13 protein-coding genes are annotated in these 14,501 nt (G+C 67.3%); 6 read left to right on the top strand and 7 right to left on the bottom strand.

Features of this window, described 5'->3' with window-relative positions:
- Positions 1-19 precede the first annotated feature (19 nt).
- Positions 20-400 carry an aspartate 1-decarboxylase gene (gene panD, locus AC5P74_RS08545; RefSeq protein ID WP_006432456.1) on the top strand — a complete coding sequence of 127 codons (381 nt, stop codon included), beginning with the start codon at positions 20-22 and terminating at the stop codon, positions 398-400.
- Complete coding sequence (pgi, locus tag AC5P74_RS08550; protein ID WP_053500046.1) at positions 397-1,911, top strand: glucose-6-phosphate isomerase; 1,515 nt, start codon at positions 397-399, stop codon at positions 1,909-1,911. The genes panD and pgi overlap by 4 nt, the downstream gene beginning before the upstream one ends.
- Positions 1,912-2,013: 102 nt before the next feature.
- Here the strand turns inward: pgi and AC5P74_RS08555 are convergent, their stop codons facing one another.
- A complete protein-coding gene (locus AC5P74_RS08555; protein WP_005409063.1) occupies positions 2,014-2,577 on the bottom strand; it encodes a response regulator transcription factor in 564 nt (187 codons plus the stop codon).
- Complete coding sequence (locus AC5P74_RS08560; protein ID WP_005416121.1) at positions 2,574-3,800, bottom strand: ATP-binding protein; 1,227 nt, start codon at positions 3,798-3,800, stop codon at positions 2,574-2,576. The genes AC5P74_RS08555 and AC5P74_RS08560 overlap by 4 nt, the downstream gene beginning before the upstream one ends.
- A 114-nt stretch (positions 3,801-3,914) precedes the next feature.
- On the opposite strand from AC5P74_RS08560, the gene ispG reads away from it, so the two are divergent.
- The 3 genes from ispG to AC5P74_RS08575 all read left to right on the top strand — a co-directional run bounded on the left by ispG (position 3,915) and on the right by AC5P74_RS08575 (position 6,758).
- Entirely contained in the window at positions 3,915-5,180 is a 1,266-nt protein-coding gene (ispG, locus tag AC5P74_RS08565; RefSeq protein WP_049423521.1) for a flavodoxin-dependent (E)-4-hydroxy-3-methylbut-2-enyl-diphosphate synthase, read from the top strand.
- The gene (locus AC5P74_RS08570) at positions 5,161-5,940 is read left to right on the top strand and encodes a phosphatase PAP2 family protein (protein ID WP_188218095.1); all 780 of its coding nucleotides are present in this window, start codon (positions 5,161-5,163) and stop codon (positions 5,938-5,940) included. The genes ispG and AC5P74_RS08570 overlap by 20 nt, the downstream gene beginning before the upstream one ends.
- Positions 5,941-6,110: 170 nt before the next feature.
- On the top strand, positions 6,111-6,758 hold the full coding sequence (locus tag AC5P74_RS08575) for a response regulator (RefSeq protein ID WP_005416124.1): 648 nt from the start codon (positions 6,111-6,113) through the stop codon (positions 6,756-6,758).
- Positions 6,759-7,030: 272 nt separating this feature from the next.
- Here AC5P74_RS08575 and eda read toward each other — a convergent pair whose 3' ends face one another.
- The 5 genes from eda to zwf form a co-directional block, all read right to left on the bottom strand.
- Complete coding sequence (gene eda, locus AC5P74_RS08580) at positions 7,031-7,690, bottom strand: bifunctional 4-hydroxy-2-oxoglutarate aldolase/2-dehydro-3-deoxy-phosphogluconate aldolase (RefSeq protein WP_495204879.1); 660 nt, start codon at positions 7,688-7,690, stop codon at positions 7,031-7,033.
- A gap of 232 nt (positions 7,691-7,922) precedes the next feature.
- Complete coding sequence (edd, locus tag AC5P74_RS08585; RefSeq protein WP_346607940.1) at positions 7,923-9,839, bottom strand: phosphogluconate dehydratase; 1,917 nt, start codon at positions 9,837-9,839, stop codon at positions 7,923-7,925.
- 58 nt (positions 9,840-9,897) lie between these two features.
- Complete coding sequence (gene pgl, locus AC5P74_RS08590; RefSeq protein ID WP_065185208.1) at positions 9,898-10,620, bottom strand: 6-phosphogluconolactonase; 723 nt, start codon at positions 10,618-10,620, stop codon at positions 9,898-9,900.
- Positions 10,617-11,624, bottom strand: coding sequence for a glucokinase (glk, locus tag AC5P74_RS08595; RefSeq protein ID WP_005416128.1), 1,008 nt, complete (start codon positions 11,622-11,624; stop codon positions 10,617-10,619). The genes pgl and glk overlap by 4 nt, the downstream gene beginning before the upstream one ends.
- A complete protein-coding gene (gene zwf, locus AC5P74_RS08600; RefSeq protein WP_005416129.1) occupies positions 11,621-13,057 on the bottom strand; it encodes a glucose-6-phosphate dehydrogenase in 1,437 nt (478 codons plus the stop codon). Before zwf ends, glk begins: the two co-directional genes overlap by 4 nt.
- Positions 13,058-13,409: 352 nt before the next feature.
- Here zwf and AC5P74_RS08605 point away from each other — a divergent pair, with 352 nt between their 5' ends.
- Complete coding sequence (locus AC5P74_RS08605) at positions 13,410-14,492, top strand: ABC transporter ATP-binding protein (RefSeq protein WP_053500554.1); 1,083 nt, start codon at positions 13,410-13,412, stop codon at positions 14,490-14,492.
- Positions 14,493-14,501 lie beyond the last annotated feature (9 nt).

The raw sequence follows: 14,501 nt of genomic DNA on the forward strand, positions 1-14,501 counted from the left end.
TTGCCGTTGCAGCGCCCCCATGCACCTGTCCCTGCTCAAGACCAAGATCCACCGCGCCACCGTCACCCATTCCGAGCTGAACTACGAAGGCTCGATCGCCATCGATGACAACCTGCTGGCTGCCACTGGCATCCGCGAGTTCGAACAGGTGCACATCTGGGACGTGACCAACGGTGCGCGCTTCTCGACCTATGCCATCCGCGCCGAAGCCGGCAGCGGCGTTGTCTCGCTCAACGGTGGCGCCGCGCGCCACGTGCAGGTCGGTGACATCATCATCATCGCCGCGTTCGCCAGCATGACCGAGCAGGAAGCTGACAGCTTCAAGCCGAAGCTGGTGTACGTTGATGGCAACAACCAGATCACCCACACCAACGACACGATCCCGACCCAGGCCGCATGACAACGAACAACGGATTCGACTCGCTGCACTCCCACGCCCAGCGCCTGAAGGGCGCAAGCATTCCCGGTCTGCTCGCCGCCGAACCCGGCCGCGTGCAGGACCTGGCGCTGCGGGTCGGTCCGTTGTACGTCAACTTCGCCCGTCAGAAATACGATGCCGCGGCGCTGCAGGCGTTGCTGGCGCTGGCTGCCGACCGTGATGTCGGTGGCGCCATCACCCGCCTGTTCCGCGGCGAGCAGGTCAATCTGACCGAAGGCCGCGCAGCGCTGCATACCGCGCTGCGTGGCGACGTGGTCGATGCGCCGGTGGCGGCCGAGGCCTATGCCACCGCGCATGGCATCCGCCAGCGCATGGGCGCGCTGGTGCGCGCGCTGGAAGACAGCGGCGTGACCGATGTGGTCAGTGTCGGCATCGGGGGTTCCGACCTTGGCCCGCGCCTGGTCGCCGATGCGCTGCGCCCGGTCAGCGGTGCGCGCCTGCGCGTGCATTTCGTGTCGAACGTGGACGGCGCCGCCATGCAGCGCACGCTGGCCACGCTGGATCCGGCGAAGACCGCCGGCATCCTGATCTCCAAGACCTTCGGTACCCAGGAAACCCTGCTCAACGGCCAGATCCTGCACGACTGGCTGGGTGGCAGCGAGCGCCTGTATGCGGTCAGCGCCAATCCGGAGCGCGCCGCCAAGGCCTTCGCGATCGCCGCCGATCGCGTGCTGCCGATGTGGGACTGGGTCGGTGGCCGTTATTCGCTGTGGTCGGCGGTCGGTTTCCCGATTGCGCTGGCAATCGGCTTCGAACGTTTTGAACAGTTGCTGGAAGGCGCGGCGCAGATGGATGCGCATGCGCTGGATGCACCGCTGGAGCGCAACCTGCCGGTGCTGCACGGCCTCACCGACATCTGGAACCGCAACCTGCTGGGCCATGCCACGCACGCGGTGATGACCTACGACCAGCGCCTGGCGCTGCTGCCGGCTTACCTTCAGCAGCTGGTGATGGAAAGCCTGGGCAAGCGCGTGCAGCGCGACGGCCAGCCGGTCACCGTCGACACCGTGCCGGTGTGGTGGGGTGGGGCGGGCACCGATGTGCAGCACAGCTTCTTCCAGGCGTTGCACCAGGGCACCAGCGTCGTTCCGGCCGACTTCATCGGCTGTGTGCACAACGATGATCCCTATACGATCAATCACCAGGCCTTGCTGGCCAACCTGCTGGCGCAGACCGAAGCACTGGCCAATGGCCAGGGCAGCGAAGATCCGCACCGCGACTACCCGGGGGGCCGGCCGAGCACGCTGATCCTGCTCGACGCGCTGACCCCGCAGGCGCTGGGTGCACTGATCGCCATGTACGAGCACGCTGTGTACGTGCAGTCGGTGATCTGGAACATCAACGCCTTCGACCAGTTCGGTGTCGAACTGGGCAAGCAGCTGGCCAGTGGCCTGCTGCCGGCGCTGCAGGGCGAGGATGTGGCGGTTGCCGACCCGATGACCCGCGAGATCCTGGCGCAGCTGAAGGGCTGATGCCCGGGTAGTGCCGGCCGCTGGCCGGCATTCCGGTGACGTGCCCAGCGTTCATGAGGTTGCCGGCCAGCGGCCGGCACTACCGGCGCATGGCGTGGCGTCTCACCGGCTCGGATCGCGTTCCGGGCTGGGCCGCTTGGCCAGCTTGCGCTGCAGTGAGCGCCGGTGCATGCCGAGCAGGCGTGCCGCCGCTGACACGTTGCCGCCGGTCTCGTGCATCGCCTGCTGGATGTGTTCCCACTGCAGGCGGCTGATCGGCGTCATCGCATCGGGCACTTCCATTTCGCCATCGTCGGCCGGGCCGTCGTCCTCCTCACCGAGGGCGCGCAGGATCATCGGCACCGTGGCCGGCTTCGGCAGGTAATCATCCGCGCCCAGCTTGATCGCCTCCACTGCGGTGGCGATGCTGGCATAGCCGGTCACCAGCAGGATGCGCATGTCCGCGCGCAGTGCGCGCAGCGGCTGGATCAGCGCCAGGCCGGAATCGCTGCCCAGCTTCAGGTCGATCAGCGCGAACGCCGGCGGATGCTGGCGGGCCAGTGCCAGGGCACTGGCGGCATCCTGTGCGGTCTGTGTTTCCAGGCCCTTGCGGGCCAGGCTGCGCTGCAGGGTACGCAGGTACAGCTCGTCGTCGTCGACCAGCAGACCAAGGGTTGAGGCGCTCATGGGGTTTCCTCGCGTGGGGCCAGCGGCAGGCGGAAGCCGACGCGGCTGCCGGCCCCCTGGGCCGGGCGCATCCACATCTCGCCGTCGAGGCGTTCGATGGTGGCATGGGACAGGGCCAGGCCGACGCCCATGCCCTCGCTCTTGCTGCTGCCGAACAGCTTGCCCGGCAGCACGGCGGCACGGGCGTCGAAACCATGGCCGTAGTCGCGTACTTCGCCGATCAGGTCGTCGCCCTCGATGCGCAGGTCCAGGTCCACGCGCGGCCGGCCGGCCTTCTCGCCGGCATCGGCGGCATTGTTGAGCAGGACCATCAACAGATGGCCTACGCCCGGGTCGAGCGGCAGCCGCAGCGGCGCATCGTCATTGCGGTGCAGGTCGATGGTCGGCCGCACCAGGCGCCATTGTTCAAGTACCTGCTGGGCGCTGGAATGGCTGCGGCCCGGCGCGTCGGCCGAGGCTGGTGCGGCCAGCGCCAGCACACGTTCCCGGCACTGCACCAGCAGCTCGCGCAGGGTTTCCATGTCTTCGCGCACTTCCGGCTCTTCGCTGCGCTCGGCGACATCGTCGGCGAGCAGGGTCATGGTCGCCAGCGGTGTGTTCAGCTCATGCGCGACCGAGGCGGCATGGGTGGCCAGGGCGACGATGCCCTCGTTGCGGGCGAAGCGCTCACGCAGCGCCGACAGTTCCAGTTCGCGCTCCCGCAGGGCCAGTGCCAGGCGGGTGGAGAAGGCCAGCACCACTGTGGCGGAAATCAGGAAGTTTGCGACCACGCCCCAGCGATTGAGGTCCTGAGAGCGGAAGTAGCCGTCCGGCAGCGCCTGCCCGAAAATGCCGCTGGCGGCGTAGCCGAGCAGGCAGGCCAGCGCGACCGCCAATGCCCAGCGCAGGGGCAGGGCGAAGGCGGCCAGCGCGATCAGGATCAGGAACAGTGAACTGAACGGGTTGGCCATGCCGCCGCTCCAGCCCACCATCCAGGTCAGGATGATCACGTCCACCAGGATATGGCCGAATGCGGTCAGCGGCGCAGTGTCGGCCGCTTCCGGGCGCAGCTGGGTATAGACGTTGAACAGGGCCAGCACCGCCACGCCGGCCCACAACGGCAGCTGCGGCAACGGCAGGCCCAGCACCCAGGTCGCGACCAGGATGGTGGCGGCCTGGCCGCCTACGGCAAGCCAGCGCAGGCTGCACAGGGTACGGAGAAACGGGGCGTCGGGACCGGTCATTCACGCTCATCGTATGCGTTCATGCGTGTACATGCCTGCGACAATCGGTCGCAGCCGTGCCGCAGGCTGAATGCGAGTCACCCCGAATGCGGGAGTGGGCGGTAGAATGCGCCCATGCACGACGCCGTCACCCGCCCGACTCCCCCCTCCGATGCCACCGCCTGGCCCCGTCGCCAGACCCATGCCGTCCAGATCGGCGGGGTCACCGTAGGCGGCGGCAAGCCGGTGGTGGTGCAGTCGATGACCAACACCGATACGTCCGACGTGGCCTCCAGCGTGAAGCAGGTGGCCGAGTTGTGGCGTGCCGGCTCGGAGATGGTGCGGTTGACCGTCAATACCGTGGAAGCCGCTGCGGCCATTCCGCGCATCGTCGACAAGCTGGCGATGATGGGTATCGATGTACCGCTGATCGGTGACTTCCACTACAACGGCCATCAGCTGCTTACCGCCGAACCGGCATGTGCGGAAGCGTTGGCCAAGTACCGCATCAACCCGGGCAATGTCGGCTTCGGCAAGAAGAAGGACCTGCAGTTCGCCCAGTTGATCGAGTTCGCGATCCGCTACAACAAGCCGGTGCGCATCGGTGCCAACTGGGGCTCGCTGGACCAGGCCCTGGCGGCCAGGCTGATGGACGAGAACAACCTGCGCGAGCAGCCCTGGGACGCCGGCCGCGTGCTGCGTGAGGCGCTGATCCGTTCGGCGCTGGATTCGGCCGAGCAGGCCGTGGAACTGGGCCTGCCGCGCGATCGGATCGTGCTGTCGGCCAAGGTCAGTGGCGTGCAGGAACTGATCGCGGTGTACCGCGACCTGGCGCAGCGCTCGGACTTCGCCCTGCACCTGGGCCTGACCGAAGCCGGTATCGGCAGCAAGGGCATCGTCGCCTCGTCGGCAGCGCTGAGCGTGCTGCTGCAGGAAGGCATCGGTGACACCATCCGCATCTCGCTGACCCCGGAACCGGGCCAGTCGCGCACGCAGGAAGTGATCGTCGCCCAGGAACTGCTGCAGACCACCGGCCAGCGCGCCTTCACGCCGCTGGTCACGGCCTGCCCGGGCTGCGGCCGCACCACCTCCGAGTTCTTCCAGGAACTGGCCAAAGTGGTGCAGAACCACGTGCGCGAGAAGATGCCGCTGTGGAAGATCCACCACCCGGGTGCGGAGAACATGACCCTGGCGGTGATGGGCTGCATCGTCAACGGGCCGGGTGAGTCGCGCCATGCCAACATCGGCATCTCCCTGCCGGGCACGGGCGAGACGCCGGCAGCACCGGTATTCGTCGATGGCGAGAAGAAGGTGACCCTGCGTGGCGACAACATCGCCCAGGAGTTCGTCGCCCTGATCGACGATTACGTCGAACACAAATATGTCCGAAGCGCCGGATAAGCCTGCGATCCTCGCCGCTCCGGAGTCGGCCTCCGGTTTCCGCCACTGGATGGCGCGCAACGCCTGGCGCCTGGTCCTGCTGTTCGGTGGCGTACTGCTGCCGTTGGCGGGCTTCGTCGCCCTGGCTGACGAAGTGCACGAATTTGAATCGTTCCATTTCGATGCGCCGCTGCTGTGGCAGATGCATGGCCTGCATTCGCCATGGCTGGACCGCTTCTTCGTGCTCATCTCGAAACTGGGCTACGAGTGGTTCCTGATCCCTGCTGACGTGCTGATCATCGGTGCGCTGCTTGGCTACCGGCGCTGGCGCGAGGCGACCTTCGTCGCGGTCAGTTTCGTGGGATCGGCGTTGCTGAACATGGGCAGCAAGCACTTCTTCCAGCGCCAGCGCCCCAGCCTGTGGGAGTCGATTGCGCCGGAATCGACGTTCAGCTTCCCCAGCGGGCACGCCATGGGCTCGATGACCCTTGCCGCGACCCTGGTGCTGCTGGCCTGGAATACCCGTTGGCGCTGGCCGGTACTGCTGCTGGCGCCCCCGTTCAGCCTGCTGGTGAGCGTCTCACGGGTCTATCTGGGCGTGCATTATCCCTCGGACATCCTGGCCGGATGGTGTGCCGCGCTGGTTTGGGTGGTAGGGTGCTATCTGGTCATGTTCAGTCGCCGGCATCCTTGGCGACGTCGGGATTCGCCGCCAGCGACGGCCAGCGAAGCATCATCACAGGGGGGTGACGTGGATGACCCTTCCGAGGCGTCTACGTAATAGATCAGTTGTTTCGTTGCAGCAGGTTCTGCAAGACAGGGGGCAAGCACAACGCGCGTTACTGTGATGCGCAAGGCAGAACGCCTGGATCGCGTCCCGAACGCGCTTGCAGGGGTATCGGCGCCCTGCCTAGCTTGACCTGCAATGGCCGCATTCGAAGAGGTACGTGAATGACGATTCGAGTCTACCTGGTGGATGACCATGCGCTGGTCCGCACCGGGATGAAGATGATCCTGTCGGGGGAGACCGACATCGAGGTGGTGGGCGAAGCCGAGACGGGTGAAGACGCACTGCGCGACGTCCGCCAACTGTTGCCGGACGTGGTGCTGTGCGACCTGCACCTGCCCGGTGTGAGTGGCATGGAAGTGACCGAGCGCATCGTCCGCAGCCACCGCAACACCCGCGTGGTGATCGTATCGGTGCTGGAAGACGGGCCGCTGCCGAAGCGCTTGCTGGAGGCGGGGGCCGCGGGCTACATCGGCAAGGGCTGCGATGCACAGGAGCTGCTGCGCGCGGTGCGTGATGTGGCCATGGGCCGTCGCTACCTGGGCACCAGCATCGCGCAGAACCTGGCACTGTCGACGGTGGAGGGCAATGGATCGCCGTTCGACAGCCTGTCGCCGCGCGAACTGGAAGTAGCCTTGCTGCTGACCCAGGGCCTGCGCCAGGAAGACATCGCGCGGCGCCTGAGCCTGAGTGCGAAGACGGTGAACACGCACAAGGCGCGGTTGTTCGAGAAGATGGGGATCCACGACAACATCGCGCTGGCGCGCATGGCCAGCCAGTACGGGCTGGTGGATCCGGCGCGGCCGTTGTAAGGGTTTCGGCCAACGGCTGAGCCCCTCGCGGTGGTGGTGCGGTTGGATTTCTGGGGTTGGCCCTGCGGAGGGACCGCGCAGGGGACGCCGTGAATCCATCCCTGAAGGCTCGGGCGCGCCATCCATGGCGCTTACGCCCCTGCGCAATCCCTCCGCAGGGCCACCGCGGAATGAAGATTGAAGAGCAGGAGCAGGTCGCGCGCTGTGCGCGCTCGCAGCCTGGGGTCGGATCCCTTTCCCGGCGGGAAAGGGCTCTGACCCCGATCTTCATGTCAGTGGCCGCGCACGCGCTTGATGATCTTCGCGGCGTCGGCGGCGCTGGCGCGCACCTTGTCCCATTCGCCGTCGGCAATCCAGTTGCCCGGCACCATCCACGAACCACCGATGCAGACCACGTTCTTCTGCTCGAGGTACTCGGCGGCGGTGTCCTCGGTGATGCCGCCGGTCGGGCACAGCTTGAGGTCGGCAACCGGGCCGGCCATTCCCTTGATCATCGCCAGCCCGCCCACGGCTGTGGCCGGGAACAGCTTGCACACGCGGAAACCGCGGGCGTAGAGCGACAGCAGCTCGGTCGGCGTCGCCGCACCCGGCACCACCGGCAGCGGCGCAGCGGCAAGTGCATCAGCCAGCGCCGGCGGCGTCCCCGGGGTCACCAGGAAGTCAGCACCCGCATCGATCGACTGCTGCATCTGCTCCACGGTCAGCACCGTACCGGCACCCACCACCACGTCCGGCAGCTTGCGCTTGAGCATTGCCAGCGCTTCCATCGCCACCGGCGTGCGCAGCGTCAGCTCGATCGCCGGCAGACCACCTTCCAGCAGCGCCGCACTGACCGCTCGCGCCTGGTCCAGCGTATGAATCGTCACCACCGGCAGGATGCCCGCCGCATGCAACAGCTCCGCCGCCTTCACCTGATGTTGTTCGATACCCATAGCTCTGCTTCTGCCTTTGCTTTCGAATTTGATTTTCAATGATCACTTCGCGGCATTGATGCGCCGGAGAGTGGGATGCGGCGGAGGGCAGGCCGTCGCCAGGACCGTTCGCGCCATGGATGGCGCGACCGAGCCTACAGGGACGTATTTACGGCGTGTCCTGGCGACGGCCTGCCCTCCGCCGCCACCCGCAAACTGACCGCCGCGGCAAACCCACAACGCTCTTCAACCTTCAGGCGTCCTTCGCCTCATGCGGCGCCGCCGCCGCTGCGGCATCGTGCCCCAGCTCATACTCCGCGTCGTACTCCCACGGCCCGCCATCGGCCGCCGCCGGCCCGCACGAAATCGAAATCGCGCCCTGGTCGGCCGGGCCCACCACGCGACGGTTGATCGCGAACAGGTTGCGGCCCAGGTCATGCGCGGCCGGCGCGGTGTTCGGCGCCAGCGAACGTGCTGCCCATTCCGCCGCGTCCACCAGCACTTCCAGCGTGCCGGCCTCGCCGTCGAGGCGGATCATGTCGCCCTCGCGGACCTTGGCCAGCGGGCCACCACGCGCCGCTTCCGGCGTCACATGGATGGCCGCCGGGATCTTGCCCGACGCACCGGACAGGCGGCCGTCGGTGACCAGCGCCACGCGCCGGCCCTGGTTCTGCAGCAGGCCCAGCAGCGGTGCCAGCGAATGCAGTTCGGGCATGCCGTTGGCACGCGGGCCCTGGTAGCGCACCACCGCCACGAAGTCCTGCGGCAGCAGGCCACCGGCGTGCAGCTTGTTCAATACCTGCGGTGCATCGACCACCACCGCAGGTGCTTCGATCGTCCGGTACTGCGGTTTCACCGCCGACAGCTTGATCAGCGACTTGCCGAGGTTGCCACGCAGCAGGCGCAGGCCACCCTGGTGCTCGAACGGATTGTCGACGCCACGAACCACTTCGTCATCGGCGCTGTGTTCCAGGCCCGGCAGGTAGACCAGCCGGCCGTCACGCAGTTGCGGCTCGCGCGCATAGTCGGACATGCCGCCACGCGCGACGCTGACCAGATCGCCGTGCATCAGGCCCGCCTTGATCAGCTCGCCGAACACGAAGGCCGGGCCGCCAGCGGCCGCGAAACGGTTCACGTCGGCCTCGCCGTTCGGGTAGACACGGGCCAGCAGCGGAATCAGCTGCGACAGTTCGTCGAAGTCGTCCCAGGTCAGCACGATGCCGGCCGCACGCGCCACCGCGATCCAGTGGATGGTGTGGTTGGTCGAACCGCCAGTGGCCATCAGCGCGATGACCGCGTTGATGATCGCGCGCTCGTCGATGATCCGGCCCAGCGGGCGGAAGTCGTCGCCCAGTGCGGTGATGTCCAGCGCGCGTTCGGTTGCCTCGCGGGTCAGGGCGTCGCGCAGCGGCGTGCCCGGATTGACGAACGATGCGCCCGGCAACTGCACGCCCATGGCTTCCAGCAGCACCTGGTTGGAGTTGGCCGTGCCGTAGAAGGTGCAGGTGCCCGCACCGTGGTACGACGCGGACTCGGCTTCCAGCAGCTCTTCGCGGGTGGCCTCACCGGCGGCGTAGCGCTCGCGCACTTCGGCCTTCTGCTTGTTCGGGATGCCCGGGGTCATCGGGCCGGCCGGTACGAACACCGCCGGCAGATGGCCGAAGGCCAGCGCACCGATCAGCAGGCCCGGCACGATCTTGTCGCACACGCCGAGGTAGACGGTGGTATCGAACATGTCATGGCTGAGGCCGATGGCCGTGGCCTGGGCAATGACATCGCGCGAGAACAGCGACAGCTCCATGCCACCACGGCCCTGGGTGACACCGTCGCACATCGCAGGGACGCCGCCGGCGACCTGTGCGGTGGCGCCCAGCTCGCGGGCGATGTCGCGGATCTGTTCGGGATAGGTCTCGAACGGCTGGTGGGCCGACAGCATGTCGTTGTAGGCGGTGATGATGCCCAGGTTCGGCGTCACGCCGCCGCGCAGGCGGCTCTTGTCGGTGCCGCCGCAGGCGGCGAACCCGTGGGCGAGGTTGCCGCAACTCAGGCGGCTGCGGAACGGGCCCTCACGCAGGGAGGCATCGATCGCGGCCAGATAGGCGGCGCGCGAGGCGGCGCTGCGGCGGATGACGCGCTCAGTGATGGCTTGCAGTTGAGGATGGAGGCTCATTGGCTACCGGCGTTCATGGTGGCGAGAGGCAAGCGGCGGCACGGCGCCGCCGCCGACATCAATCAGCCCAGTGGACGCGCAGGCGCGCGCCTTCCAGGTTGATCGCATTGAGGATCGGGTACTGCTGGGCGTCGTTGCTGTCCAGCGCCTGGCGCAGTACCTGCAGCTTCTGCTTGCCACGCAGCAGCAGCAGGCGCTGGCGGCACTGGCGCAGGCCGTGCGGGGTCAGCGTGATGCGCAGCGGCCACTGGTTCGCGCCTGGGCAGCCGGTGGCATCCAGCGCGGCATAGGGCAGGGTGCTTTCCAGTGCGCGTGCGAGGTCCTTCGAGCCAGGGAACAGCGAGGCGGTGTGCCCGTCGTTGCCCATGCCCAGCGCTACCAGGCTCGGCGGCTGGCTGTGCTGCGCCTGCAGGTTGGCGGTGTACACGCATTCGGGCAGTGGCTTGCCGATCCGTACCAGCGGATCGAAGTGGGCGCCCTCGGTGCGCTTGAGCAGGTGCTCGCGCACCAGCCAGGCGTTGCTGTCGCGATCCTGCGGCGACAGCCAGCGCTCGTCGGCCAGGCTCACTTCAACCCGGTCCCAGTGCACGTCCAGCTCGGCCAGTGCCTGGTAGACCGGGGCCGGCGTGGTGCCGCCGGACAACAGGATGCGGGCGCGGCCCACGTCATTGATGTCGTGGTTGAGGGTGCGTGCCATCTCAGCGGCCACCGCTTCGATCCAGCCGTCGGCGTCGCCGTGCTGGATGAACTCGATGCGGTCGTCGTGGAAGCTGGGGTTCATGCGGCAACTCCTGGTGCGTCACGTTCGGCGTCGGTGGCATAGGCGGCGGCGCCCAGCAGTCCGGCGTGGGGATGCATCACCGCCAACGAGGGCACGCGCGCCATGATCGAGGAGAAGCGGCCCTTGTGTTCGAAGCGCTGGCGGAAACCGGAGTGCTGCAGCGAATCGAGCATCTTCGGGGTCAGGCCTCCGGTCAGGAACACGCCATCCCAGGCGCCCTGGGTGAGCACCAGGTCACCGGCGATGGCGCCGAACACGGCGCAGAACACGTCCACGGTGCGCATTGCCTGCGGATCACCGTGAAGGGCACGGGCGGTCACGTCCACCGGCTGCAGCTGGCCCGGGTCGATACCGGCCATCTCGCACACGGCGCGGTGGATGTTGACCAGGCCGGGGCCACAGATCAGGCGCTCGTTGGAGACGCGGCCGAACTGTTCGGACAGGATCTCGAGGATGCGGATCTCTTCCGGAGTTCCCGGCGGGAAACTGACATGGCCGCCTTCGGTTTCCAGCGGATAGCAGCGGCCGTGGCGCATGATCAGGCCGCCCACGCCGAGGCCGGTACCCGGCCCGATCACTGCGTAGTTGCGCGGCTGGCCCGGCTTGCCCGGAACCCAGGCGGCACCGCCGACCTGGACCACGTCCTCGGGCTGCAGCAGTGAGATCGCCATCGCCTGTGCGGCAAAGTCGTTGATCAGGTGCAGTTCGTCGAAACCGAGCATCGCTGCGGTGCGGTTGCGCGAGATCACCCACGGATGGTTGGTGATGCGCGCTTCATCGCCATCAACGCGACCGGCCACTGCGAACACGCCGCGGCTTGCGCTGGCGCCGATCTGTTCCAGATGGTGGCGCGCGGCATCACCCAGCGAGGGGAACTCCGCCACCGCGTATTCGCGGATGCTGTCCTTCCGCAGCGGCGCGTCCTGCGAGGTGTCGGCCAGGGCGAATCGGGCGTTGGTGCCGCCGATGTCGGCCACCAGCACCGGCTGCGAGCTGGCGCTCATGCCGACGCTCCGCTGTCCGGTGCGTCCACGCCCTGCGGCAGGAACTCGCCGGCATTGCTCGGGCCCCATTGGCCGGCGGGGTAGGGCTCCAGCGGCAGCTTGGCGTCCTTCCACGCGTCGGCGACGCTGTCGATCCAGGCCCACGCTGCACGCACTTCGTCGTCGCGCACGAACAGCGTGTGATTGCCATTGAAGGCATCCAGGAACAGGCGCTCGTAAGCGATGCGGCGATGCAGGCCGGTTGGCACTGACAGTTCCAGTTCCAGCGGATGCAGTTCCAGCGCGCCCCATTCCGGGCCGGCCAGGCTGCTCATCAGGCCCAGTTCGATGTTTTCCTGCGGCTGCAGCTGGAACACCAGGCGGTTCGGTGCGGCCTGCGCGCGCTGCGGGCGCTCGAACAGCCAATGGGTGACCGGCTTCAGCGTGACCACCACGCGGGTGGTGCGCTCGGGCAGGCGCTTGCCGGTGACCAGATGGAACGGCACGCCGCTCCAGCGCCAGTTGTCGATATGCGCGGTGACACCGGCGAAGGTTTCCACGTCGCTGCCTTCCGGCGGCTGGTAAGCCTGCGCCGGCTGGCCGTTGATGGTGCCGGCGGTGTAGCGGCCGCGGATGCTGTCACGCGCGGCGTGCTTCGCGTCGAGCGGGCGAAGGGCGCGCAGCACCTTGACCTTCTCGTCGCGGATGCGGTCGGCTTCCAGCGACGCCGGCGGCTCCATCGCCACCATGCACAGCAGCTGCAGGATGTGGCTCTGCACCATGTCGCGCAGCGCGCCGGAGCGGGCGTAGTAGGCGTCACGGCCGTCCACGCCTTCGCTCTCGGCCACCAGGATGTGCACCGATTCGATGTAGTTGCGGTTCCACACCGCTTCCAGCAGCGTATTGCCGAAGCGCAGCGCGATCAGGTTCTGCACTGCCGCCTTGCCCAGGTAGTGGTCGAGGCGGAACACGCGGTCCTCGTCGATCCACTGGCCGATGGTGCTGATGATTTCCTCGGCGCTCTCGCTGTCGCTGCCGATCGGCTTCTCCAGCATCAGGCGTGCCGGCGCGGCGAGGGCGCCGCCCTTGGCCAGGCCTTCGCAGGTGGAAATGTACAGGCCCGGCGGAATGGCGAGGTAGCTGACGCACTTGCGGTGCACCAGGTCGGAGACCGCAGCGGCAACCGAGTCGACGTCGCGCAGGTCCACCGAACGGTAGTCGATGCGGCGCAGCAGGGCAGCGATGTCGTCCTGCGTGGCCATCGGCATGGCCTGCTGCAGGCGCGGCCGCAGGATGTCATGGAAGGCTTCGGTGTCATGCCCGGACAGGGCCAGTGCGCGGATGCGGAAGTCCTCCGGCAGCAGGCCGTCGCCAAGCAGGCGAAGCAGCGAAGGGAACAGGTAGCGCTGGGCCAGATCACCTGTGGCACCGAACAGGAAGAGGGTGTCGTGCATCGCTCGAGTTTCAGATCCGGGTGACATCGTTGTCAATCGCTTCATGGCTGGGTTCGGGGGACATCCGCGCAACTGCCTGTCCGAGGTTCGTCAGGGGCGATCTCCGGGGTTGCGGAAGACCGTTCCATTCGAAACCACTACCTCGGCGGAACCTTCGTTCAACCGCCGACGCAGATCGGTGCGCACCGATCATCGGATAGTGCCACGTGAAAACGTTTACATGGCAGAATGGGCAACTGTATTCGATTGCAGTGCTCGCCGTCATGCGGCAGGCGCGCAATCATCACTGCCATCGGGAGGGCCGAGGCAGTCCCAAAAGACAGCCCGGCTTCGGGCGGACCGGATAGGTGATATGGCAAAAGTGCAGTTGCAGGGTGTGCGCAAGGTCTATGACAACGGCCAGGTCGCGGTGAAGGACGCCACCTTCGAGGTCGCCGATGGCGAGCTGATGGTGCTGGTCGGTCCGTCCGGCTGTGGCAAGTCGACCCTGTTGCGGATGGTGGCGGGCCTGGAAGAGATCAGCGGTGGCACGCTGACCATTGGTGATCGCGTGGTCAACGACGTGGCGCCGAAGGATCGCGACATCGCCATGGTGTTCCAGAGCTACGCGTTGTATCCGCACATGACCGTGGCCGAGAACCTGGCCTTCGGCCTGAAGCTGCGCGGGCATGACAAGGCAACCATCGACAAGCGCATCGCCGAAGCCGCGCAGACGCTGGGCCTGACCGAGATGATGGACAAGCTGCCCAAGGCGATGTCCGGTGGCCAGCGTCAGCGCGTGGCACTGGGCCGGGCGCTGGTGCGCGAGCCGGCGGTGTTCCTGCTCGACGAGCCGCTGTCCAACCTCGACGCCAAGCTGCGCCACAGCGTGCGCACCGAGATCGCGCAGCTGCACCGCAAGCTGGGCACCACCATGATCTACGTGACGCACGACCAGGTTGAAGCGATGACCCTGGGCCAGCGCATCGTGGTGCTGAAGGACGGCATCATCCAGCAGATCGATACGCCGATGGCGCTCTACGACCGCCCGGCCAACCTGTTCGTGGCCGGTTTCCTCGGCAGCCCGGCGATGAACGTGCTGCGCGGCACGCTGCAGGGCGATGCCGGCGGCGTGAGCGTGGTCGACGGCGAATGGCGTGCCCCCCTGGGCCAGGCGACGATCGATCCGGCATGGCTGCAGAAGCCGATCGCGGTGGGCGTGCGCCCGGAGCACCTGCAGCCGGCGGCTGCCGATGATGCGCATGCATTCACCGCGCGCATCGAAGGCATCGAACCGGTCGGCAACGAGATCTTCGTCAACATGAGCAGTGGCCAGCACGCGCTGACCATGCGCGTGGCACCACAGTCGCTGCCAGCAGTGGGCGAGCAGATCCGCGTGGCGATTCACCCGCAGGGCCTGCATTTCTTCAACCCGGAAACCGGCGAGCGGCTCTGATTCTGTAGA

It is taken from the genome of Stenotrophomonas sp. YJH_SMC_94-11, assembly GCF_059370435.1.

What these genes read in the sequence shown, in the direction of transcription:
- pgi (WP_053500046.1), top strand. Translation starts at nt 397, where the DNA reads ATGACAACGAACAACGGATTCGACTCGCTGCACTCCCACGCCCAGCGC.
- zwf (WP_005416129.1), bottom strand. Translation starts at nt 13,057, where the DNA reads ATGCACGACACCCTCTTCCTGTTCGGTGCCACAGGTGATCTGGCCCAG.
- panD (WP_006432456.1), top strand. Translation starts at nt 20, where the DNA reads ATGCACCTGTCCCTGCTCAAGACCAAGATCCACCGCGCCACCGTCACC.
- AC5P74_RS08605 (WP_053500554.1), top strand. Translation starts at nt 13,410, where the DNA reads ATGGCAAAAGTGCAGTTGCAGGGTGTGCGCAAGGTCTATGACAACGGC.
- AC5P74_RS08570 (WP_188218095.1), top strand. Translation starts at nt 5,161, where the DNA reads ATGTCCGAAGCGCCGGATAAGCCTGCGATCCTCGCCGCTCCGGAGTCG.
- eda (WP_495204879.1), bottom strand. Translation starts at nt 7,690, where the DNA reads ATGGGTATCGAACAACATCAGGTGAAGGCGGCGGAGCTGTTGCATGCG.
- glk (WP_005416128.1), bottom strand. Translation starts at nt 11,624, where the DNA reads ATGAGCGCCAGCTCGCAGCCGGTGCTGGTGGCCGACATCGGCGGCACC.
- AC5P74_RS08555 (WP_005409063.1), bottom strand. Translation starts at nt 2,577, where the DNA reads ATGAGCGCCTCAACCCTTGGTCTGCTGGTCGACGACGACGAGCTGTAC.
- pgl (WP_065185208.1), bottom strand. Translation starts at nt 10,620, where the DNA reads ATGAACCCCAGCTTCCACGACGACCGCATCGAGTTCATCCAGCACGGC.
- AC5P74_RS08575 (WP_005416124.1), top strand. Translation starts at nt 6,111, where the DNA reads ATGACGATTCGAGTCTACCTGGTGGATGACCATGCGCTGGTCCGCACC.
- AC5P74_RS08560 (WP_005416121.1), bottom strand. Translation starts at nt 3,800, where the DNA reads ATGACCGGTCCCGACGCCCCGTTTCTCCGTACCCTGTGCAGCCTGCGC.
- ispG (WP_049423521.1), top strand. Translation starts at nt 3,915, where the DNA reads ATGCACGACGCCGTCACCCGCCCGACTCCCCCCTCCGATGCCACCGCC.
- edd (WP_346607940.1), bottom strand. Translation starts at nt 9,839, where the DNA reads ATGAGCCTCCATCCTCAACTGCAAGCCATCACTGAGCGCGTCATCCGC.